Genomic DNA, 21,437 nt, shown 5'->3' on the forward strand with positions numbered 1-21,437 from the left:
CGTCGCCATGGCCGTCACAGCTGCCGCCACCGTCACCGCTGGCGCCACCCTCGCCGGTGCCGTCGGCCCCGGCCCCGCCCCTCGATCTGGAACTGCTCGTCCACGGGGTCGCCGGCCCCCCACCCGCCGAGCTGCTCGGCGACCCGCGCACCGTGCGCATCTCCGGGGACTCGACCGCGGCGGTGTTCCGCCGTACCGAGGACGCCGACGCCGAAGCGCACCCCGAGCGGTACGGCGGCCGGCCCGTCCCCGAGGCCTACTGCTGGTCCCGGCTCACCTCCGGCGACGGCACCCGCGCCCTGTGGCTGCTGCTCCTGCCCTTCATGGTGGCCAACCTCGCCCACTGGGCCCGGCCTGCCACCTCCGCCGCCCCCACCCGGACCGCCCTGCGCGCGGTCCGGGCGTACGGGGTGCTCGTACGGGTCCTCGCGCTCAGCCTGACCGTGCTGCTGATCGCGGCCGCCTGCGAGGTCGCCCTCGACCTGGTCGCCTGGCAGTGCGCGGGCTCCCGACAGTGCACCGCACGCCGCTCCTGGCTCGGATTCCTGGAGCCCGGCGGCTGGTGGGGGCAGCCCGGACGGCGCCTCGCACTCGGCGCACTCGTACCGGCCGCCCTGACCGGGCTGCTCTGGTTCCTGTCGAACCGCACCTGGAGCGCCTACGAGTCCCAGCCGCCGCCGGCCGGCACCGCCGACCCGGACACCGCTCCGGGCACCGGGCCCGCGCTCGGGCACCCCGGATTCTGGTACGGGCGCCGGTTCGTCGCCCGACTGCGCGCCGCGCACTGTGCCGCGGGGCTGCTGACCGTGACCGCCGCCGTGGCCCTGCCCACCGCCGGCCACGACCGCCGCGCCGACGGCTCCGCGCTCGACATCCTGGGCTGGGTGCTGCAGGCCCTCCTCGGCGCCGGAGCGCTCGCGGTGGCCTGGGTCGTCTGCCGCCGGGGCCGCGCCGAGGCCCGGCCCGACCACCGCCCCGACCGGGCCGCCGTCACCCTGCTGCCCTCCGCCGCGCTCTGCCTCCTCGCCGCCACCCTCGTCCACGCCGCCTGGTCGCGCCCCGGCTGGACCTCCGCCGGACGGCTCCCGGGGGATCAGGCCTTCGGCGTGCTCATGCTGGGTCAGGGCGCCTGCGTGCTGGCCCTCGCCGCCGTCGCCGCCTCCCTGTACCGCACGGCCCCCGACCCGGCGGCGGCCCTGTACGGCCTCGGCGGGCCCGCCGTCGCCGTGCTCGGCTGCGCGCTCGGCGGAGCGATGTCCGGCGGGGTCGCCCAACGCGTCGCCGACTGGCTCGACGGGGGCGCCACCCCCGGCATGGCCGGGGCGCCCCTGCCCGGACCGCCCGTGCTGCTGACCTGGCATGCCTCCGTACTGCCCCCGCTGCTCCTCGTACTGGCCCTGCTCGCCGGGTGGTTCGCCGTACGCGGGGTTCGCACCGGGCACCTGCTCGCCGAGAGCGTGGCGAGCGAGTATCCGGGAGAGGCGCCGGACCTGTCCCGCAGCCGCCGGATCGCCGGAGCCCGGGCCGCCGCCGCGCTCACCGACTCCGCACCCTGGTTCGTGGCGGCCGTCTCGGGAATCACCCTGCTGCTGGGCGCCGGCGCCCTGACCGGGGCGTGGCTCAGCGGACAGGTGCCGGGGGAGGCCGCCCGCGGCGCCCACCCGCTCCTGGAGGCCGCGGCCCGAGCCGCCCAGGACGCCGGGTCCTGGCTGGTCGGCTTCGGCTTCGTCCTCTTCGTGACGTGGGGCCGCCGCGCCTACCGGGACCCCGCGGCCCGCCGCACCATAGGAATCCTCTGGGACGTCGGCACCTTCTGGCCGCGCGCCGCACACCCCTTCGCGCCACCGTGCTACGCCGAACGCGCCGTTCCCGACCTGACCTGGCGGATGACCGGCTGGACCGTCCGCACCGGGGGCCGCCTCGTCATCTCCGGCCATTCCCAGGGCAGCGTGCTCGCGGCCGCCGCGGTCTGGCAACTGCCGCCGCCGGTGCGCGCCCGGGTCGCCCTGCTCACCTACGGTTCACCGCTCGCCCGGCTCTACGGCCGCTGGTTCCCCGCCTACTTCGGCCCCGGCCCGCTCACCGCACTGCACCGGGAGGTCGACTGCTGGCGCAACCTGTGGCGGGCGACCGACCCCATCGGCGGCCCGGTCCTGGCAGGAACGGGGGCGGACGTGGACCGCGGCCCGCTCACCGACCCGCTCGCCTACGGCCGCAGCACCCGCCACCCTCTGCCCGCACCGATCCTCGGACACTCCGACTACCAGGCCGACCCCGTCTTCGCCGCGGAACGCGACGCGCTGCTCACCCGGCTCGACGCGGCACCGAAGACCGCACACGCCGCACCTGCCACCTGCGCCGCACCTCCCCCATGCGCCGTGCCCGCCTCACCCGCTGTGCCCGCCTCACCCGCGGTGCCCGCCGCACCGGCCGAGGTGCCGGTCCAACGGTTCAGCAGGATGCCGGAAGCACCGGGAGCGCCGGCAGGTCCGCCGGGAACAGCAGGGTGAGCTCGTCCGTACTGGGCTCCGACAGCTGCGCCACCCGCCCCGCGTGCCGCTCGACCATCGACTCGAAGGTCTGGCGCGCGGTGCGGCCGTTGCCGAAGGCGGGGCCCTTGGGAAGCACGGTGAAGTAGGCCAGCAGCGCCTCGGCCGTGCCCTCACCGAGCCGGTACTCGTGCTCCTCCGCCTGCTGCTCCACGATCCGCAGCAGCTCCTCGGGCCCGTAGTCGCCGAAGGTGATGGTGCGGGAGAAGCGCGAGGCAACCCCCGGGTTCACCGTCAGGAAGCGGTCCATCTCCGCCGTGTACCCGGCGACGATCACCACCACCGCGTCCCGGTGGTCCTCCATCAGCTTCACCAGCGTGTCGATGGCCTCGCGCCCGAAGTCCCGGCCCGAGTCCTCCGGCGCCAGCGCGTACGCCTCGTCGATGAAGAGCACCCCGCCGCGCGCCCGTTCGAAGGCCTCCTGCGTGCGGATCGCGGTCGACCCGATGTGCTCGCCCACGAGGTCCACCCGGGACACCTCGACCAGATGTCCGCGCTCCAGCACGCCGAGGGAGGCGAGGATCTCCCCGTACAGCCGGGCGACCGTGGTCTTGCCGGTGCCGGGGGAGCCCGTGAAGACCAGGTGCCGCCGGACCGAGGCGGCCTTCAGCCCCGCCCGCTGCCGCCGCCGGCCCACCTCGATCATGTCCGTGAGCGCCCGCACCTCCCGCTTGACGCTGTCCAGGCCCACCAGCGCGTCGAGCTGCCCCAGCACCTCGCCGGAATCCCGGGCGGGGGCCGCCCCGGCATCGGTCTCCTGCGGCGGGTCCGCGGGCCGTGGCACGGGCACGGGCACGGCCTCGGGAACGGAGCCCTGCGCCACCCCCGCCACCGCGCCGGCCCCGGTGGTACGGCCGGCCCGGGCCCCGGTGGAACCGCCGGCCGGCGGAGGCAGGGCCGTCGGACGCGGGCCCGGCTCGTCGCTGGTGCACCCTTCGGCCGCCGGACCGTCCTCGGCGAACTCGTACCCGCCGCGCGCGCAGCGCTCGGTGTGGCAGCCCTTCAGGGTGGTCCGGCAGCCGTCGATGACGTGGAAGCCGAAGCCGGAGCTGCCCGTCACCCGGCAGGCCGTGAACGTGCCGCGCCCGCCCGCCGACACGTAGTAGCCCGCCTCCGCGGGGGAGGTGACCGTGCACCGCTCCAGCGTCGGATCGGCGCCCTTGGTGACGATGACGCCGGTCTGCACCGCGTCGATGGTGCAGTTGGCGAGGGTGCCGCCGCTGCCGTGGTCACGGAACCAGGCGCCGGTGGCGGCCTCCCGGATACGGCAGTCGTCGAGCTGGGCGGTGGCTCCGTCGCTCACCGAGACGGCGGTGTTGCGCACCTGGGACAGATCGCTGTCGACCACGTCGACACGCGAGCCCCGGTCGAGGACGAAGAGGGCGTCCGGCACGTCGTGCACCCGGCAGGAGTCGAGGGAGACCGCCGCCCCGTCGCTGATCCACACCGCCGGGTAGTCCCCCGTGCTGTCGTGGATCTCGCAGGACTCGGCATCGACCCGGGTCCCCGGGTCCCACACCGACAGGCCGTTGCGGCCGAAACGGCGCACGGTGGTCCGGCTGAGGGTGAGCACCGACCGGGACCGCAGGTCCACCGCGTTCTCCGGGATGTCGTGGATGTCGCAGCCGGCGAGGGTGAGGACCGCGTCCGTGTCCAGGGTCACCCCGTCGGCCGAAGTCCGGTGCACCGCGCAGTCCGTGAGCCGGGCCGTGGCCCGGCTGGCGATCTGCACGCCGGCGCCCTTGATCTCGTACACCTCGCAGCCCAGCGCCTCCAGCCCCGAACCCTCGCCGGTGACCCCGATCCCCGCGCCCGCGGCGTGGTGGATCCGGCAGCGCTCCAGCCGGGGACGGCCACCGCTGCGGACCGAGATCCCGCTCTGCCCGGCGGCCACCACCTCGCACTCCTCGAACACCCCGCCGCCGCCGTCCAGGACGGCGATCCCGACCCCGGTCGGATTCTCCACGGTGCACCGGCGCACCAGGGGCCGGGCCCCGCTGCCGCGCACCTCGATGCCGGCCGCCGAGCGCGTGCTCACGCGCAGGTCGGTCAGCTCGGGGGCGCCGTCCTCGACGAGCAGCGCGGGGGCCGCCCGGTCCTGGCCCTCCAGGTGCAGGTCCTGGACGACCGCCGAGGCGCGCACGGTCAGCGCCACCCCGTCGGGCGGGGCGATCCGCACCGATCCCAGGCCGCCCTCGGGGCCGCGCAGGGTCACGGCGTGCTCCAGCACCAGGTTCTCCCGGTAGGTGCCGGGGGAGATGGACAGCACGTCCCCGTCGCCCGCGACGGCCAGTGCGGCCGTCAGGGTCGAATACTCACCGGAGCGGCGCCGCCACCGCGAAGCCCCGCCGTGCGTCACCTGGACCGTGCCCTGAGCCATGGTGCTGTCGTGCCCCCACCCTCGTACTAGCGCTGCCGATGCGACCGAAGCCACTGAAGTCGATGAAGCTGCCCAACTCGCCGGACCCGGAGAAGCCTGCCGCACCGTGCGCCCTCGCCGAGCCCGGTCGGAGCGCCCGGCGCGGTCCACCGGCGGTGGTGCGGCCGAGGCGCCTGAGCCGGCCGCACCACCGTAGCGCGCGCGGGGCCGGTGAGGTGCCAGGTCAACTGCCTGCGCCCGCCCGGCCCCAGTCCGGCCCGGTCGCCGCCCACGCGCGGTCCAGCCGGGCGTACCGCTGATGCGTGAGCCTGCGTACGATCATCCGCCGGACGGTCTCCACGAGTGCGGCCACGCAGATCGCGGCGGCCAGGCCCGCCATCCCGGAGTGGAACGCGGCCGCGCCGGGATCGAGCGGCTGCCCCACCACCCGGCCGCGGGCATCGGTCCATATCCGGAACCGGTCGCCGGGGTGCGGCGGTTCCTCCGCGGCCGGGACCGTGCCCTCGTGGCTGCTGCCGTCGGGTGCCGTCCACGCGGCCACGATCTGCGTCCGCTGCGGTGTGCTCTGCCGAGCGGACGGATCGGCGGACGGCTGCCCGGCCGGCTCCTGCGCGGGCCGGACCACCACCGCGGGCACGAGGTGCCGCTCCTGCCGCTGTGCGCTCACCGCCCGCTGAAGGGTCCCGTCGACCTGCGTGCCGGCGGCCCAGCCCACGGCCGGGGCCACCACCAGGAAGCACACCAGCGCGGTGAACGCCACCCACGCCTCGAAGAGATCGGTCGGCCGGCGCAGCGGATTGCGCCGCCAACGCCACACTCCCATTGCTGTCCGCACGGTTCGGCTCCCCCTGCCTCCGCCAGTCTCCGCATGCCTGCGCGTCCCAGCCTCCCGCATGCCCGCGGGACGCGCATTCCGGGACGCGCGAGACATGTGTCACCCGATCCTGTGCCGGTGACCGGTACGGGTGCCCACCTGTCCTGACTGATCCAACGGCGCGGCGGTGCAGGTTGGTTCCGCCCGGGGCGCAGAGCCCCTCGAAGGTGTCATTCCGATGAGCCTCCCGGCGCCTCCGGGGGCTGGGGGCGTTGCTCCGTCCGGCGCGCGCCCGGGTCACTCCAGGACCCGTACCTCGTCACCGACCCGCACCGTGCCCGTCCGCACCGGAACCAGGTGCCGGCCGAAGGCCAGGGACTTCCCGATCCGCCGGTGGCGCGCCAGCGTCACCAGCGGCTCCCGGCCGCGCTCCGCCGTCTCCTGGTCGGTGGTGGTGACGATGCAGCGCCCGCACTCGCGCACCCCGCGGAACTCGGCGTCCCCGACCGCGATGCGCCGCCAGCCGTCCTCGGCCCACGCCTCGGCCCCCGAGACCACCACGTTCGGCCGGAAGCGGTTCATCGGCAGCGGCCCCTCGGCCGGATGGTCCCCCCGCGCGATCAGGGAGTTGAGCGCGTCCAGCGAGGCCGCAGTGGTGATCAGCACCGGATAGGCGTCGGCCAGGCTCACCGTCTCGCCCGGCAGGGCGTAGTCCGGGTCCACGGGCCGGCGCACCGCCGGATCGTCCAGGTGCACCAACCGGGCGGGCACGCCCAGGTACGCGCTGAACCAGGTCGCGGCGGCCCCCGCCGCGACCACCGTTTCGACCTTCTTCCCGAACAGCGCCACCGGCTCCGGCGAAGCCGGCCCGGGCACCTCCACGACCAGATCGGCCATGCCCGGCGCCGACAGCTCGATCCGGTCCCCGCCCGCCGGCCTCGCCCGCGCCAAGGCGAGCCGGGGCTGCTGGCGCTGGGTGACGACCGCGCCCCCGCTGTCGACCACCGCCCAGCGCCGGTCCCCGGCCAGCCCCCAGGGCTCCACGGACGCCTCGTCCAGAGCGGTCCCCGCTACCGATTTGACGGGGTGGACGTGGAGCGCCTGGACGCGCAAGTTCGACATGGAGGCATACTGCCAGCCGCCTCCTCCACCGCCCCGGCGGGCACCGGGGGATTCCTCAGTAACCCCGTCCCTGGTAGGTGCGGCCGTACGGGTCCTCGTACGTGGCCGCGGGCGCCTGCGCCGGAACCTGCATCGGGCGCGGAGCCGCGGGGCGCATGGCCTCGTAGCCGGTGGCCGCGGCGACCGGGCGCGGCTGCTGCGGCTGCGGCGCGTACCCGCCGCGGGCGGCGAGCGGCTGCTGCTGCGGAATGTAGGGGGCGGGCGCCTGCTGGAGCGGCATCGGCTGCGGGGCGGCCTGCTGCTGGTACGGGTAGCCGTACGCCGGGGCGGTCTGCTGCTGCGGTGCGGCGGGCGGCAGCGCGGGCATCGCCGAGGCGAGGGCCGGCAGGTAGCCGCCGCCGGAGTACCCGCCGTTCGCGTACCCGCCGTTCGAGTAGCCGGTGCTCGGGGACTCGTAGGCTGCCGGGACGCGGATCGGGGCGATCTGCGGGGTGCCGCGTTCGGCGACGAGGGAGTCGTAGATGGGGGTGTCCGGGAAGGAGGGCGCGGAGTAGTAACCGCCGCCATAAGTGGAGCGGGGGGAGGTCATGGGACCTAAGTTAAGCCCACGACTTCACCGGGTCCATAGCGAGGATTCCGCAACACCGCCCTGACCTGCATATTCGCAGGTCAGGGCCACAGCTTTCACTTCGCGTTCACGTGCACGATTCGCCACTTCCGCCCCGGCTTGTTCCCACTCGTACTCACCGGGTGGGTACTGCACTCAGTTTGCGCTGACGCACGGTCACAACGCGGTGACCTCGGATGATGTTGGTGCGCGCGGCGGTACGTCGTTTCACGCGTCGCTCGGTCGGGCGTAGGTGCGGCCCTTCCAGGCGGCGCCGCGCCCCCGGTAGTGCTGGACGGCCGAGTCGACGGTCATCAGGAGGTACAGCAGCGCCGTGAACGGAAGCGCCGGGGCGAGCAGTACGGGCCGGCGGTAGTGGCGGAGCATCGGCGCGTACGTGCCGGCCATCAGCAGCCAGGCGAGACCCCCGGCCCACGCGAGGGCGGGCCGGCCCGCCGCGAGTCCGCCGAGGAGCGCGGCCGGGGGCACGAGGTACACCAGCACCAGGCCGGCGACGGTCCCGGCCAGCAGGAGCGGCTGGTGGCGGAGTTGGGCGTACGCGCTGCGCGAGACCATCCGCCACAGGTCGGCGAGCGAGGGGTACGGCCGGACGCTCTCCACGCGCTCCGCGAGCCCCAGCCAGATCCGGCCGCCGGAGCCCTGGACCGCGCGGGCCAGGGAGACGTCGTCGATGACGGCCTGCCGGATCGAGTCGGGCACCCCCGCCCGGACGGCGGCCTCCGTGCGCAGCAGGACGCAGCCGCCCGCCGCGGCCGCGGTGCGGGCGCCGGGGCGGTTGACCCGGCGGAAGGGGTACAGCTGGGCGAAGAAGTAGACGAAGGCCGGCACCACGAGGCCCTCCCACGCGCTCGCCACGCGCAGGCGGGCCATCTGGGAGACGAGGTCCAGGTCGGCCGAGGTCGCCGCCGCGACCAGCTCGCGGAGGCTGTCCGGCGCGTGCACGATGTCGGCGTCGGTGAGCAGCAGGTACTCGGGGGCGGGGGTGGGGGCGGGGGTGGGGCCGGGGGCCGCGCCGACGCGGGCGGTGCGGGCGGTGCGGGCGAGGGCCATGCCGTGGCGCAGCGCCCACAGCTTGCCGGTCCAACCGGGTGCGGGATCGCCGGGGGCGGTGACGGTGAGGGGGAGACCCGGCCGCGCGGCGGCGAGCCGCCGCGCGAGGTCGGCGGTGCCGTCCGTGCTGCCGTCGTCGACCAGGATGACCTCGGCGTCCCCGGGGTAGTCCTGGGCGAGGAGCGAGGGGAGGGTGCGGGGGAGCACCTCGGCCTCGTCCCTGGCCGGGACCACGATGGCGACGGACGGCCACCGGGCGGGAGCGGTACGCGGGGGGAGGCGGACGTCGGTGCGCCAGAACATGCCCTGGGCGAGGGTGAGCCAGAGCCAGGCGGCGAGGGAGGCGTAGGCCGCGCAGGCGGCGGTGAGGAGGCCCATGCCGGCAGTGTGCCGGTCCCCGCGCGAGCTGTCCCGCACCCCGCCCCCACCGGGTGCGGCGCGGCGACCGAGCCCCCCGGGCCGGGCCCGGTCTCCCGCCGGTGTCGGGCCGGGCGCCGCCGGGCCGGGCCCGGTCTCCCGCCGGTGTCGGGCCGGGCGCCGCCGGGCCGGGCCCGAGCGCCCGCCGGTGCCGGACCGGGTCGCCGCGCCGCCCGGCCGGGCACGGCCACCCGCCGGCGGCGGAGCGGGGGTCGGGCTACCGCGGACGTCGGGCTGGAGGGGCGTGCCGATCTGGTGGGGCGGGTGGCGTGCCGAGGGCGGGGCACGGGGCGACACACGTCCCGGCGGTGCGCGGTGCGGCCCTGCGCTCGTGGGCGCGGGGCGGTGCGGCGGGGCCTTCGACTAAGGTGGCCCGGTGAAGATCGCGCTCATGGACTCCGGAATCGGCCTCCTCGCGGCGGCCGCCGCGGTACGGCGGCTGCGGCCGGACGCGGATCTCGTGCTGTCCTCCGACCCCGACGGGATGCCCTGGGGTCCGCGGACCCCGCAGGACCTCACCGCGCGGGCCCTCGACGTCGCCCGCGCCGCCGCCGCGCACCGGCCCGACGCGCTCATCGTGGCCTGCAACACCGCCTCCGTGCACGCCCTGCCCGCGCTGCGCGCGGAGCTGGAGCCCGTGATCCCGGTCATCGGGACCGTGCCCGCGATCAAGCCCGCGGCCGCGGGCCGCGGCCGCGTCGCCATCTGGGCCACCCCCGCGACCACCGGCAGCCCCTACCAGCGGGAGCTGATCCGCGAGTTCGCCGCGGGGGCCCGCGTCACCGAGGTGCCCTGCCCCGGTCTCGCCGACGCCGTGGAGGCGGCCGACGGCCCCGCCGTGACGGCCGCCGTCGCCGCGGCCGCCGCACTCACCCCCGCCGACGTCACCGACGTGGTGCTCGGCTGCACGCACTACGAACTCGTCGAGACGGCCATCCGGACCGCCCTCGCCGCCCGGACCGGGGGCACCGAGCCGGTCTTCCACGGTTCCGCCGAGCCCGTCGCCGTCCAGGCGCTGCGCCGCATCGGCGTCCTGCGCGATCCCGCCCGGCCCGCCACCGGCAGCCTCACCGTGCTGCGCAGCGGACGGCCCGGGGCCCTGCCGGAAGCAGCGCTCGGATACGCAGAGGGCCGCTTCCTCGCGGGCCGGTCGGCGGACACCTCGACGGCCACGGCCGTCCGTTAGGCGTCCCTTCCCGATGCTTCCGGGCGCGACGGCCCGGTGCTGTGACCGGGAAGGTCCACCGGCCGGCGACGCCGCCCGGCGAGGCCTCCCGGCCTCAGCGCGGGCATGAACCGGCTTCGGACGTCCCGGACCGCCCCGCTCCGGGGGTTCGTCGGGAGCCGGCCGCCAGCAGACGCCGGGCCAGGGTGCGCAGGTCCCGCGCGCGCAGGACTCGGCCACCGGACCCCGGCAGCGGAACGTGCAGCGGCTCGGTCCAGTGCCGGGGGATCGCCGCCGCCCCGTACCGGGCACCGGCCAGGGTGCCCGTCACCGCCGCCACCGTGTCGGTGTCGCCGCCCAGGTCGACGGCGGCACGCACCGCCTGCGCGAATCCGCTGGTCGTCCGCAGCGCCCACACCGCGGAGCCCAGGCACGGCCACACCGCCCCGTTGAACTCGGTGGCCAGGCCAGGGTGCCAGTCGGCGGCGAGCACGCGGTCGTACCGTTCCCGGTCCGCCGGGCGGACCAGCGCGAGCGTCGCCGGGAGGGCGGCCAGCGGGTCGTCCCCGTCCATCGCCGTCCGAACCAGCTCGTGCAGGACGGCGGTTCCCTCCCCCGCAGCCGGGTCGCCGTGCGTCAGCGCCGCGATCCGCCGCGCGGCGTCCATCGTGGCCCGCCGCCCGGCCGGGGCGAAGTACACCGCCGAGGTCGATGCCCGCATCAGCGAACCGTTGCCCGCGGCAAGGGCATTGACCCGGAAGTGCAGGGCGGCAGCGAGGTCCCAGGGCTCGCCGTTGGTCAGCACGTCCTCCGTCTGGAGGCCGATGTCCTTCGGCTCGCCCGCCGCCCAGCGCTGGAACCGGGCGAAGACGTCCGGGAGTTCGAGGCCGTCGCGCTCCACCAGGGACTCGCCGACCAGGACCGCCATCTGCGTGTCGTAGGTGGCCTCGCCCGGATCCCAGCCACCGCCTGCGCACATCTCCTCGCCGCCCGCGCTGAGCCGGCCTTCGGGTCCGAACTCGTAGGGCGCGCCCAGCGCGTCGCCGACCGCCGATCCCAGCACGGCCCCCACGGCCCGGTCCACCCGATCGGCGGGCCCGGAGCGGTCGTCGGCGGCCGGGTCCATGATTCCTCCGCGATGCGTACGGCGGCCTGCGTGCCGCGGGTGAAGCATCCCAGAACCGGGCCCGGAGCGACCGGACCGTGTCCTTAGGGGCGCTCCGGGCGCGCGCCCGGAGGGGCCGCGCGCGCGTTCCTGCCGCCCGCGGAGTGCCCGGGGCGGTCCGCACTGCCTCGGGAGCGGTCACGGCAGGACGGAGGACCTCGGGGTCGGGCGTGGGTACGGTCCGGCAGGGGCCGGGGGCCCCGGGGGGTGCCGTACCGGGTGGGCCGGGGCAGTGGCGCGCATGCGGAACGTGAGTACGCTGCTACACATGACGGGTCACCCCTCGGGTCCGCTCTGGACGGGCCGGGCCTCCAACCGCGCGCAGTGGCTGCTCGCAGTGGCCGGCGCGGCCTGCCTGGCCCTCGGCATCGAACTCGCCGTCGCCAACTCGTGGACCGCCGGCATCGTCCCGCTGCTCATGTCCGTGGTCGGCTGCCTCGCCGTCGGCCTGCTGATCCTGTTCGGCACCCTCGCCTTCGTGCACGTCGCCGTCACCGTCGACGCCGAGGCCCTCGAAGTGCGCTGCGGCCACATCGGGCTGCCGCGCCGCCGGATCCGGCTCAGCGATGTGGCCTCGGCCGAGTTCCTGCCCCGCGTCACCCCGCACCAGTGGGGCGGCTGGGGCTACCGCTGGCGCCCCGACAAGGGCACGGCGGTGGTGGTCCGGCGCGGGGAGGGGCTGGAGCTGCGATTGGGCGACGGCAAGCTGTTCACGGTCACCGTCGACGACGCCGAGAACGCCGTCCGGGTCATCCGCACCCACCTGCGCGCCCTCGCACGGTAGAGCGGCAGCGCGCCCGCGCCGTCGCGGCGGGCGGCGCCCGGTCCGGCCCTTCACCCGGCTCCGGCGCGCGGGGACGTACACTCCGCGAGATGAGCAGCAGTGTCACCCGCGCGGCCGGAAGCGAGCCCGCAGGGCCCGCCGGCCGGCCCGCAGCGAGCCCCGGAACCGATGCCTCCGCGCTTCCCGGACCCACCGGCTCCCCCCGGCCCCCCGGAACGCCCGGCAAGGGGACCCGGACGGGCTTCTGGGTGCGTGCCGGGCTCGCCGCCCTGGCCGGGGTGCTGCTCTACCTCAGCTTCCCGCCCCGGCCCCTGTGGTGGCTGGCCCCCCTCGCGCTCGCCCTGCTCGCCGGCTGCCTGTACGGCCGCCGCGCGCGGACCGGCTTCGCCCTCGGGTTCCTCGGCGGGCTCGGCTACCTGCTGCCGCTCCTGAGCTGGACCGGCGAGGAGGTCGGCCCCGTGCCCTGGCTGGCGCTGGCCGCCGTCGAAGCCGTCTTCATCGGCCTCACCGGCCTCGGCATCGCCCTGGTCAGCCGGCTTCCCGCCTGGCCGCTCCTCGCCGCCGCCGTCTGGGTCGCCGGAGAGGCGCTGCGCGCCCGAGCCCCCTTCGGCGGATTCCCCTGGGGCAGGCTCGCCTTCGGCCAGGCCGACGGCGTCTTCACCCCCCTCGTCGCCCTCGGCGGCACCCCCCTGCTCTCCTTCGCCGTGGCCCTGTGCGGATTCGGGATCTACGAAGCCGTGCGCGTCGGCCGCGGCCGACCCCGCCGGGCCACCGCCGTACTGGCCGCCCTCGCCGTGGCCGCCCCGGTGGCCGCGGGCCTCGCCACCCGGCCGCTCGTCTCCGACGCCCCCGAGGACGGCACCGTCGTGGCCGCCGTCATCCAGGGCAACGTGCCGCGCCTGGGCCTCGACTTCAACGCGCAGCGCCGCCAGGTCCTGGACAACCACGCCGCGCGCACCGTCCAGCTCGCCGCCGACGTCCGGGCCGGCCGCGTGCCCAAGCCCGACCTCGTCGTCTGGCCGGAGAACTCCTCCGACCTCGACCCGTACTCCGAGCCCGATGCCCACGCCGCCATCGACGCGGCGGTCAAGGCCATCGGCGTACCCGTCGCGATCGGGGCCGTCGTCGCTCCGGAGACCGGCCCGCTGCGCAACACGATGATCTTGTGGGACCCGGTCGAGGGCCCCACCGAGACGTACGACAAGCGCAAGATCCAGCCGTTCGGCGAGCGCATCCCGATGCGGTCCGTGGTACGGCTCTTCAGCTCCGACGTGGACCGGGTGCGCCGCGACTTCGGTCCCGGCAGGGAACCCGGCGTCTTCGACATGGCGGGCAGCGGGATCGGCATGGTCACCTGCTTCGAGGCCGCCTTCGACGACGCCGTCCGCTCCACCGTCCTGGACGGCGCCCAGGTCATCGCCGTACCCAGCAACAACGCCACGTTCGGGCGGAGCCAGATGACCTACCAGCAGCTGGCGATGGACCGGATCCGGGCCGTCGAGCACAGCAGGACCGTGCTGGTGCCCGTCACCAGCGGGGTCAGCGCGGTGATCCGCCCCGACGGGGCCGTCGTCTCACAGACGAAGATGTTCACGGCCGACGCGCTGGTCGCCGAGATCCCGCTGCGCTCCGGCCGCACCCCGGCCACCGTCGTGGGGCCCCTGCCGGAGTACGCGATGCTGCTCCTGGCCGCGGGCGGCCTCGGCCTGGCGGCGGCCCGCCGGATCCGCGCCCGCCGCCGGGGTGCGCCCGGGCTCGAGGCGGGAGCCGTCACCGCGGCCTCGTAGGGTCGGGGGATGACCACACCCGATTTCATCCGTGCGATCCGGGCCGGCGCCGGACAGCAGCTGCTCCTGCTCCCCGGGGTGACGGCGATCGTCTTCGACGACCGGGGCCGGGTGCTGCTCGGCCGGCGCAGTGACACCGGGCGGTGGTGCGCGGTCGGCGGGATCGCCGAGCCGGGGGAGCAGCCGGCCGAGACCGCCGTGCGCGAGGTGTACGAGGAGACGGCGGTGCACTGCGTGCCGGAGCGGGTGGTCCTCGTCCAGATGCTCGCGCCGGTCACCTATCCCAACGGTGACGTGTGCCAGTTCCAGGACATCACCTTCCGCTGCCGGGCGACCGGCGGCGAGGCGCGCGTCAACGACAGCGAGTCGCTGGAGGTCGGCTGGTTCGAGGTGGACGCGCTGCCGCCGCTGGAGCCGTTCTCCCTGGACCGCATCCGGCACGCCCTGCTGGACGGGCCCACCTGGTTCGAGCCCGTCGCGACGGCAGGCGACCCGCCCGCCCGCGGCTGAGCCCGCCCCGGACCGTCCGCGTTTGCGAGCCGTTCCGCCCTGCGAGCCCGTCCCGTCTCAGCCCGCCCGGGCCGCCTCCCGGTACAGGGCGGTGGCGCTGTCGCCCATGACGGCGCTGTACGAGACCTCCGGAAGCGTGCCGCCGCCTTCGTGGCCGCCGAGCACCCCGGCCAGCGCGCCGTCCACCAGCCAGGGGCTGCCGCTGGTGCCGCCGCTGAGGTCCGGGCAGCCGATGCGACGCTGGGTCTCGGAGATCAGCGCGGTGGTGTTGGCGCAGCGCAGCGGAGCCTCCTGGCTGCGCGGGTACCCGACGATCGTCACCGTGGCGTGTTCGTACTGGTCGGCGGCGACCCGGAAGGCGCCGACCAGCTCCTCGAGCGGCGCCGGGCCCGCGTCGTCCACCGGGGCCACCGTCGCGAAGGCGATGTCCCGGTCCGGGTCCTGGCCGTCCGTCCAGCCCGGGGCCACGTACACGCCGGTGAGCCGCCAGAGGCCGTACGGGGCGCGGCCGTCCCGGTAGCCCGGTGCGAAGACGGTGGTGTCCGGATGGTCCAGGCAGTGTGCGGCGGTCGCGATGACGTCGCCGTCGTCGCTGTGCACCACCGAGGCGGTGCAGAAGTGCCCGCCGTCCAGCCCGCCCGTGAAGAGCGCGCCCACCCGGTCCGTCACGGTCCCGGCCGCGGCGCGCGCCGTGACGCCGAGGAGGGCTCCGGCTGGGGGGTCGGGCAGGTCGAGACCGAGCAGGGCGGCCATCACGGCCAGGGCCGGGACGGTCCGGGACGCGCGCCGGGCACGGGCTCGGAGGCGGCCGGCCGGGCCGGGCCGGGAGGGCTTGCGCTGGATCATGCCCCGAGCCTGCCCGGTGAACCTTTGTCCGGAGCCCGAAGTTCCGTATGAATCCGCTGTGAATCCGGTGGACCCGGTGGACCCGGTGTGAAGCTCGCGCCACGGCCCGGCCGGAGCGGCGGAGCGGCACGCGCCCCGGTCCGGGAGGAACCGTACGAGGCCCGGCGGAGCGCTGGCGGAGCGGGCCGGGCCTGTCGGAAGTGCCGAAACGGTACCGGACCCGGACGCGGGCCTTCGGCGGAACCCACCAGTCTATGGACGCCGCGGACGGTTTCCGTACCCCCTGTTGTGCACAGCGGAGCGTGATCGGGGCGCCCGGCGGCCCCTAGCCTCACCGCAGGAGCACGAACGAGGGGCGGTACCCGGTGAACTGGCTCATCCACGACTACCGCGAGAGCGATCTCGCCGCGGTGGTCCACCTGATCGACACCACGGCCGAACTGGGCCAGGAGTCCGTCTTCTCACTCGCCGAGTGCATCAGCGCCCTCACCGACCGGCAGCCCTGCGTGGTCGCCGTCCACCAGGGTGTCCCGATCGGAGCCGCCCTCGCCTGCGTGACCGGCGAGCGGGCCTGGGTGATGCGCATCGCGATCGCCGCCGGATGGCGCGGCCGCGGCCTGGCCAGCGCCCTCCTCGTGGAGCTGGAGCGCCGCCTCATCGCCGCCCGGGTCGGCCGCATCGCGTACGTCCTGCCCGAGGAGGACCTGCTCGGCGAGGGGCTGCTCAACGCCGGCTACACCCGGCAGCCCGCGGTCGCCTACTTCGAGAAGACCGAACCGCTCCACGGGCCGGCGGCCGGACTCCTCGACGACCTCGGCGGCCGCTTCCTCCCCAACGACCTGTGGGCCAAAGTCGCTGGCATGGAGAAGGAGAAGGACCTCATCGAGCGGCGCGTGGTGCTGCCGCTCGCCGAGCCGGAGCGCGCCGCGGCGCACGGAGTGCGGCCGCCTCGCGCCATCACCCTCTTCGGACCGCCCGGCACCGGCAAGACCACCTTCGCCCGTGCCATCGCCTCCCGACTCGGCTGGCCCTTCGTCGAGCTGCTGCCCTCCCGCCTCGCGGACGAGGGCAATCTGGCCACCGCGCTGCGCGACGCCTTCGCCCGGATCGCCGAGCTGGAACGGGTCCTCGTCTTCATCGACGAGGTCGAGGAGATCGCGCCCGTGCGCACCGAGCCCGCCCGGCCCGGCGGAATCCACGGCGTGACGAACGAGCTGCTCAAGCTGATACCGGGCTTCCGGGAGGGCGACGAGCGGCTGCTGGTCTGCGCCACCAACTCCATCCGCTCCCTCGACCCGGCCTTCCTGCGGCCCGGCCGCTTCGACTACCTGATCCCGATCGGCACCCCGGACGCCGGCGCCCGCGCCGCGATCTGGTCCCGCTACACGGCGGGGCGCACCGACGTCGACGTCGCGGCCCTGGTGGCGGCGACCGAGCTGTTCACGCCGGCCGACATCGAGCACGCGGCGCGGATCGCGGCGCAGGTGTCCTTCGAGCGCGACCTGGAGGCGGTGGGGACGCGGGGCGCGGCGGCCGCACAGCTCGGCGCGACCACGCACGACTACCTCGCGGCGGTCCGGCAGTGCCGGCCGACGGTGACCCCGGCGATGACGGGGGAGTTCGAGGCGGACATCACGGCGCACGCCCGCTCCTGACCCCCGCGCCCGGGCCTTCGCATCCGCCCCCGGTTGCGGCGGGGGACGGCGAGCGGCCCGCAGCCACTCCCCAAAGCGGTTGCGGGCCTCCCGCGCGGACGTGGCATCCGTGCGGGACGGCCACGTTCCGGTTGGGGTGTATCGCCGGCTGGAACGTGACACGCAGGGGTGCCGGAGGCGTCCTGAGCGCTCCCGTCCACCCATACGAGTCAACCAGCGGGCGGCTGCCCCGCGCTTCGACCGGACGGCCAGGTCGACCCGGCCGGAAGTACGGCCCGCGGCGGCCGCCCGGGGCCGGGCGGCCCCGGGCCGCGGTTTCACACCGCGCCGCTCTCCGGCCGCAGCTGGCGGGCAGTAGCCGGGGTCAGCCCTTCAGGTGGGCCAACAGCCTCTCCAGGAAAGGCACTTGAGGTGGCATCACCTTCCTCTCGGCCACCTCCGGAGCGAACCACGCCACCCGGTCCAGCTCGGGGAACTCCCGCACGGTCCCGGAGTGCGGCGGCCACTCCATCGAGAAGGTCCCGGGCACCATGAGCGCGGGGTCGAGGTCCGCCTCCACCGCCCAGATGGTCACCAGCTTGCCGCTGGTCAGCCGCACCTCGCCCAGCGGTACGTACGGGCCCTCGGGCGGGGGCAGTCCGATCTCCTCGGTGAACTCCCTCCGGGCCGCGTCCCGCGGCGTCTCGTCCGGCCCGTACTCGCCCTTCGGGATCGCCCAGCCCCCGTCGTCCCGGCCGGCCCAGAGCGGTCCGCCCATGTGCCCGAGCAGGACCTCGATGCCGGAGCCGTCCGGTCCGGGGCCCCCGGGCGTCCGGCGGAAGAGGAGCAGCCCGGCACTGCGCTTGTGCGTCATGCACCCATGTATGCCCCGCCCGGACCCGCCTCAGCGGCCCGCCCCGACGATCCGCCTGCGGCCCGCCCCGGCGGCCCGCCCCGGCGGCCCGCCCCGGCGGCCCGCCCCGGCGGTCAGTGGCTGTGCGGGCCCTGCCGGTGCACCGGGCCGTGCGCGTCCGCGCAGTGCGGGTCGGCCGGGTCAGCGCCCGCCCGGCCGACGCTGAGCAGGGGCTCCTGGGTGTGGTCCACCTGGAGGGTGGTGTGGGTGATCCCGTACTCCTTCTCCAGCAGCCGCTCCAGATCGCGGCGTACGGCGTGGCAGTCGCCCGCCGGCTCCACGAGCACGTGTGCGGAGAGCGCCGCCTGGCCGGAGGTGATCGTCCAGATGTGCAGGTCGTGCACCTCGGACACCGGCGGGTGCCCGACCAGCCGGTCGCCCACGGCGTCCGGGTCCACATGGGCCGGTGCGGCCTCCAGGAGTATCCGGCCCGACTCGCGGACCAGCCCGTAGCCCGCCTTGACCATCAGCGCCACCACCACGAGGGTGGCGATCGCGTCGACCTGCCGGAAGCCCGTGGTCAGCACGACGAGACCGGCGACGGCCGTCCCGATGAAGGCGAAGAGGTCGTTCAGGATGTGCTGGTAGGCGCCCTCGACGGCGAGCGAGGACCGGTTCGCCCTGGAGATGCACCAGGCCGCGGCCACGTTCACGGCGATGCCCGCGAGCGCCGTCACCAGGACCAGCCCGCCCTCCACCGGCGGCGGGTCCATCAGCCGTCGGACCGCCTCGTACGCCAGCCAGACCGCCAGCAGCAGCAGCGTCAGGCCGTTGGCCTGCGCGGAGAGTATCTCCGCCCGCTTGAGGCCGTACGTGAAGCCGCCGCGCGCCGGGCGGGCGGCCAGCCGCATCGCGATCAGCGCGAGGACGATCGAGACGGCATCGGTGAGCATGTGCGCCGCGTCGGAGATCAGGGCCAGTGAGTGGGCCATGATGCCGATGAACACCTCGACGGCCATGAACGCGCCGATCAGCCCCAGCGCGATCGCCAGCCAGCGGCGGTCGGCGTCCGCCGCCACGCCGTGGCTGTGGCCGCCCGGTCCGTGGTCGTGTCCGCCCGGTCCGTGGTCGTGTCCGCCGTGCGCGTGGCCGTCGTGGCCGTGCCCGCTCATGGGTCCCCCGTCTCGTCGCGTCACCCGTGTGTCCGGTTCCGTCGCGTGAAGTGAAGCGCACCCCGGCGAGATCGGCAAAGGCTGCAACGGGGACCGTTGTCATTCCCCATAAGAGGGCTCTGACCTGCGGTGATGCCCGGCCGGTGTCGGGGCGGCCGGATCGTGGGAAAATGTGCTCATGGTCCAGCGCCCCGGAGTGCCGACCGCGCCCGAGCTCGTCCTGGAGACCGACCTCGGCTCCACGGAGATGAGCCCCGGCCGCACCTACCACGTGGGCCGCGACCCGCTCTGCGAGATCTGCCTCGACGACGCCCGCGTCTCCTGGCACCACGCTGTCCTGCGCCCCGACGGCGACCACTGGACCGTCGAGGACGAGCACAGCACCAACGGCACCTGGGCCGACGGCCACCGCGTGCACGCGTGGCGGGTGGGCCCCGGCAGCGAACTGCGCTTCGGCAGCGCCTCCGACGGCCCGCGCGCCGTGCTCGTCGGCCCGGCGCCGCCTCCCCGGCCCGCCGTGTCGCCCGGCCGGCCGTCCCGGGTCTCGAACCCGGCGATGACCGGCACCTACCGGCAGCCCACCACCGTCCACCCCCTGCTCGCCCGCGCCGCCGTCCGCATCGGCCGCGCCCCCGACAACGACCTCGTCGTCGACGACCTGGTCGTCTCCCGCCGCCACGCCGAACTCCGGGCGCTCGCCGACGGCACGTACGAGATCGCCGACCTCGGCAGCCACAACGGAACCTTCCTCAACGGCGCCCCCGTGGAGCGGACCGCCCCCCTGACCGACGGCGACATCGTCGGCGTCGGCCACTCGTCCTTCTGCCTCGTCGGCGACCAGCTCCAGGAGTACGTGGACACGGGCGAGGTCTCCCTCGACGTCCAGGGCCTCACCGTCGCCGTCGACCACGGCCGCAAGACCCTCCTGGACGACATCTCCTTCCCGGTCGGCGCCACGTGCCTGCTGGCCGTCGTCGGCCCCAGCGGAGCCGGCAAGTCCACCCTCCTCGGCGCGCTCACGGGCCTGCGCCCCGCCGACCGGGGCACCGTCTTCTACGACGGCCGCGACCTCTACCGCGACTACGCCGAGCTGCGCAGCCGCATCGGCCTCGTCCCCCAGGACGACATCCTGCACGCCCAGCTCACCGTCCGCCGCGCCCTCGTCTACGCCGCCGAACTGCGCTTCCCGCAGGACACCGCCAAAGTCGAACGGCAGGCCCGGGTCGACGAGGTGATCGGGGAACTCGGCCTCCGGCAGCGCGCCGACCAGCCCATCCACAGCCTCTCCGGCGGCCAGCGCAAACGCGTCTCCGTCGCCCTGGAACTCCTGACGAAGCCCTCGCTGCTCTTCCTGGACGAACCCACCTCGGGCCTCGACCCCGGCATGGACCGCTCCGTGATGCACATGCTCCGCGCCCTCGCCGACGACGGCCGCACGGTCGTCGTAGTCACCCACAGCGTGCTCAGCCTGGACGTGTGCGACCGGCTGCTCGTCCTCGCCCCGGGCGGGCGCACCGCCTACTTCGGGCCGCCCGGGGAGACGCTGGACTTCTTCGGCTTCACCCAGTGGCCCGAGGCCTTCGAGGCCTTCGAGAACGAGCGGGGCCGCGACTGGGCGGCCGAGTACGCCGCCTCCCCCCAGCACCGCATGTACGCCGTCGGGGCGGCCCGCACGCCGCGGCGGGCCGACGCGGACGCGGGGGGCGCCACCCCGGCCACCCCCGCCGCCACTGCGCCGCCCAAGGCACAGAGCTGGGGCTCCCAGCTGTCCACCCTGGTCCGGCGGTACGCTGCCGCCCTCGGCGCCGACAGGACCTTCCTCGTCATCATGATCGCGCTGCCGTTCGTCATGGGCGCCATGGCCCGCGCCCTCGCCGGCAGCACGCTCACCCGGGAGAGCGCGATCAACGCCCTGCTCATCCTCTGCGTCGGCGGAGTCCTCACGGGCGCCGCCAACGCGGTCCGCGAGCTGGTCAAGGAGCGGACCATCTACCAGCGCGAGCGCGCGGTCGGGCTGTCGCGCTCCGCCTACCTGATGTCCAAGGTGGTGGTGCTCGGCGCCGTCACGGTGTCCCAGGCGGTGGTGCTCACCCTGGTCGGCCTCTTCGGGGTGAAGTCCAACGCCCCCGGCGGCAGAGGGGTCTTCCTGCCGCCCCTCATCGAGATCACCGTCGCCGTGGCGCTGCTGTCCTTCACCGCGATGATGCTCGGCCTGCTGGTCTCCGCGCTGGTCAGGAAGGAAGAGGTCACCATGCCGCTGCTGGTCCTCCTCGCCATCGTCCAGGTGGTCTTCTGCGGGGCGCTGCTCCAACTGGACGGCGTACCGGTCGTGGAGCAGCTGGCCTGGTTCGTTCCGTCGCGCTGGGCGCTCGGCGCCATGGCCGGCACCATCGGCCTGGGCGCCATCGTGCCCGGCCCCCTCACCGACGACCCGCTCTTCGCGCACAGCGCCGGGGTGTGGCTGCTCAACGCGGGGATGCTGGTCGCCCTGTCCGTGCTGTTCGGGGTACTGGTCCTGCGGCTGCTGCGCCGCCACGAGCCCGCGATCATGCGGAAGTAGC

General features: G+C 75.4%; 16 protein-coding genes. 7 read left to right on the forward strand and 9 right to left on the reverse strand.

The features are described from left to right. Nucleotides 1-38: 38 nt before the first annotated feature. Nucleotides 39-2,510, forward strand: coding sequence for a hypothetical protein (locus ACFWU6_RS11515; RefSeq protein ID WP_383980587.1), 2,472 nt, complete (start codon nt 39-41; stop codon nt 2,508-2,510). On the opposite strand, the gene ACFWU6_RS11520 is transcribed toward ACFWU6_RS11515, so the two are convergent. From ACFWU6_RS11520 to ACFWU6_RS11540, 5 genes are all read right to left on the reverse strand, one after another. Further along, the gene (locus ACFWU6_RS11520; protein ID WP_383980553.1) at nt 2,452-4,929 is read right to left on the reverse strand and encodes a right-handed parallel beta-helix repeat-containing protein; all 2,478 of its coding nucleotides are present in this window, start codon (nt 4,927-4,929) and stop codon (nt 2,452-2,454) included. The genes ACFWU6_RS11515 and ACFWU6_RS11520 overlap by 59 nt on opposite strands. Nucleotides 4,930-5,152: 223 nt before the next feature. Then, nucleotides 5,153-5,764: a hypothetical protein gene (locus ACFWU6_RS11525; protein WP_383801658.1), complete on the reverse strand. Its 612-nt coding sequence runs from the start codon at nt 5,762-5,764 to the stop codon at nt 5,153-5,155. Nucleotides 5,765-6,040: 276 nt separating this feature from the next. Further along, nucleotides 6,041-6,865, reverse strand: a complete 825-nt coding sequence (locus ACFWU6_RS11530; RefSeq protein WP_383980555.1) for an MOSC domain-containing protein — start codon at nt 6,863-6,865, stop codon at nt 6,041-6,043. 55 nt (nt 6,866-6,920) lie between these two features. Beyond that, the gene (locus ACFWU6_RS11535) at nt 6,921-7,454 is read right to left on the reverse strand and encodes a DUF6643 family protein (protein ID WP_383980557.1); all 534 of its coding nucleotides are present in this window, start codon (nt 7,452-7,454) and stop codon (nt 6,921-6,923) included. 246 nt (nt 7,455-7,700) lie between these two features. After that, nucleotides 7,701-8,921, reverse strand: a complete 1,221-nt coding sequence (locus ACFWU6_RS11540; RefSeq protein ID WP_383980559.1) for a glycosyltransferase — start codon at nt 8,919-8,921, stop codon at nt 7,701-7,703. A gap of 415 nt (nt 8,922-9,336) precedes the next feature. On the opposite strand from ACFWU6_RS11540, the gene ACFWU6_RS11545 reads away from it, so the two are divergent. Next, entirely contained in the window at nt 9,337-10,146 is an 810-nt protein-coding gene (locus ACFWU6_RS11545) for a glutamate racemase (RefSeq protein WP_383801647.1), read from the forward strand. Nucleotides 10,147-10,240: 94 nt separating this feature from the next. Here ACFWU6_RS11545 and ACFWU6_RS11550 read toward each other — a convergent pair whose 3' ends face one another. Further along, the gene (locus tag ACFWU6_RS11550; RefSeq protein WP_383980561.1) at nt 10,241-11,251 is read right to left on the reverse strand and encodes an ADP-ribosylglycohydrolase family protein; all 1,011 of its coding nucleotides are present in this window, start codon (nt 11,249-11,251) and stop codon (nt 10,241-10,243) included. Nucleotides 11,252-11,558: 307 nt separating this feature from the next. On the opposite strand from ACFWU6_RS11550, the gene ACFWU6_RS11555 reads away from it, so the two are divergent. The 3 genes from ACFWU6_RS11555 (at nt 11,559) to ACFWU6_RS11565 (ending at nt 14,371) form a co-directional block, all read left to right on the forward strand. After that, a complete protein-coding gene (locus tag ACFWU6_RS11555) occupies nt 11,559-12,074 on the forward strand; it encodes a hypothetical protein (RefSeq protein ID WP_383801644.1) in 516 nt (171 codons plus the stop codon). 89 nt (nt 12,075-12,163) lie between these two features. Continuing rightward, nucleotides 12,164-13,861, forward strand: coding sequence for an apolipoprotein N-acyltransferase (lnt, locus tag ACFWU6_RS11560; RefSeq protein WP_383980563.1), 1,698 nt, complete (start codon nt 12,164-12,166; stop codon nt 13,859-13,861). A gap of 9 nt (nt 13,862-13,870) precedes the next feature. Further along, complete coding sequence (locus ACFWU6_RS11565; protein WP_383980565.1) at nt 13,871-14,371, forward strand: NUDIX domain-containing protein; 501 nt, start codon at nt 13,871-13,873, stop codon at nt 14,369-14,371. Between the two features lie 57 nt (nt 14,372-14,428). Here the strand turns inward: ACFWU6_RS11565 and ACFWU6_RS11570 are convergent, their stop codons facing one another. Beyond that, complete coding sequence (locus ACFWU6_RS11570) at nt 14,429-15,217, reverse strand: trypsin-like serine peptidase (protein WP_383980567.1); 789 nt, start codon at nt 15,215-15,217, stop codon at nt 14,429-14,431. A 365-nt stretch (nt 15,218-15,582) separates the two neighbouring features. On the opposite strand from ACFWU6_RS11570, the gene ACFWU6_RS11575 reads away from it, so the two are divergent. Continuing rightward, a complete protein-coding gene (locus ACFWU6_RS11575; protein WP_383801631.1) occupies nt 15,583-16,872 on the forward strand; it encodes an ATP-binding protein in 1,290 nt (429 codons plus the stop codon). A 364-nt stretch (nt 16,873-17,236) separates the two neighbouring features. Here ACFWU6_RS11575 and ACFWU6_RS11580 read toward each other — a convergent pair whose 3' ends face one another. Beyond that, on the reverse strand, nt 17,237-17,725 hold the full coding sequence (locus ACFWU6_RS11580) for an NUDIX domain-containing protein (protein ID WP_383801628.1): 489 nt from the start codon (nt 17,723-17,725) through the stop codon (nt 17,237-17,239). Between the two features lie 113 nt (nt 17,726-17,838). After that, a complete protein-coding gene (locus tag ACFWU6_RS11585; RefSeq protein WP_383980569.1) occupies nt 17,839-18,876 on the reverse strand; it encodes a cation diffusion facilitator family transporter in 1,038 nt (345 codons plus the stop codon). A 178-nt stretch (nt 18,877-19,054) separates the two neighbouring features. On the opposite strand from ACFWU6_RS11585, the gene ACFWU6_RS11590 reads away from it, so the two are divergent. Continuing rightward, complete coding sequence (locus ACFWU6_RS11590; protein ID WP_383980571.1) at nt 19,055-21,436, forward strand: FHA domain-containing protein; 2,382 nt, start codon at nt 19,055-19,057, stop codon at nt 21,434-21,436. The last annotated feature ends 1 nt before the right edge of the window (nt 21,437 follow it).

This window comes from Streptomyces sp. NPDC058674, assembly GCF_042716505.1.
GTDB lineage: Bacteria > Actinomycetota > Actinomycetes > Streptomycetales > Streptomycetaceae > Streptomyces.

Excerpts from the sequence above, each read along its gene's own strand:
- ACFWU6_RS11520 (WP_383980553.1), bottom strand. The coding sequence starts at position 4,929 with ATGGCTCAGGGCACGGTCCAGGTGACGCACGGCGGGGCTTCGCGGTGG.
- ACFWU6_RS11530 (WP_383980555.1), bottom strand. The coding sequence starts at position 6,865 with ATGTCGAACTTGCGCGTCCAGGCGCTCCACGTCCACCCCGTCAAATCG.
- ACFWU6_RS11535 (WP_383980557.1), bottom strand. The coding sequence starts at position 7,454 with ATGACCTCCCCCCGCTCCACTTATGGCGGCGGTTACTACTCCGCGCCC.
- ACFWU6_RS11540 (WP_383980559.1), bottom strand. The coding sequence starts at position 8,921 with ATGGGCCTCCTCACCGCCGCCTGCGCGGCCTACGCCTCCCTCGCCGCC.
- ACFWU6_RS11550 (WP_383980561.1), bottom strand. The coding sequence starts at position 11,251 with ATGGACCCGGCCGCCGACGACCGCTCCGGGCCCGCCGATCGGGTGGAC.
- ACFWU6_RS11555 (WP_383801644.1), top strand. The coding sequence starts at position 11,559 with ATGACGGGTCACCCCTCGGGTCCGCTCTGGACGGGCCGGGCCTCCAAC.
- lnt (WP_383980563.1), top strand. The coding sequence starts at position 12,164 with ATGAGCAGCAGTGTCACCCGCGCGGCCGGAAGCGAGCCCGCAGGGCCC.
- ACFWU6_RS11565 (WP_383980565.1), top strand. The coding sequence starts at position 13,871 with ATGACCACACCCGATTTCATCCGTGCGATCCGGGCCGGCGCCGGACAG.
- ACFWU6_RS11570 (WP_383980567.1), bottom strand. The coding sequence starts at position 15,217 with ATGATCCAGCGCAAGCCCTCCCGGCCCGGCCCGGCCGGCCGCCTCCGA.
- ACFWU6_RS11580 (WP_383801628.1), bottom strand. The coding sequence starts at position 17,725 with ATGACGCACAAGCGCAGTGCCGGGCTGCTCCTCTTCCGCCGGACGCCC.
- ACFWU6_RS11585 (WP_383980569.1), bottom strand. The coding sequence starts at position 18,876 with ATGAGCGGGCACGGCCACGACGGCCACGCGCACGGCGGACACGACCAC.
- ACFWU6_RS11590 (WP_383980571.1), top strand. The coding sequence starts at position 19,055 with ATGGTCCAGCGCCCCGGAGTGCCGACCGCGCCCGAGCTCGTCCTGGAG.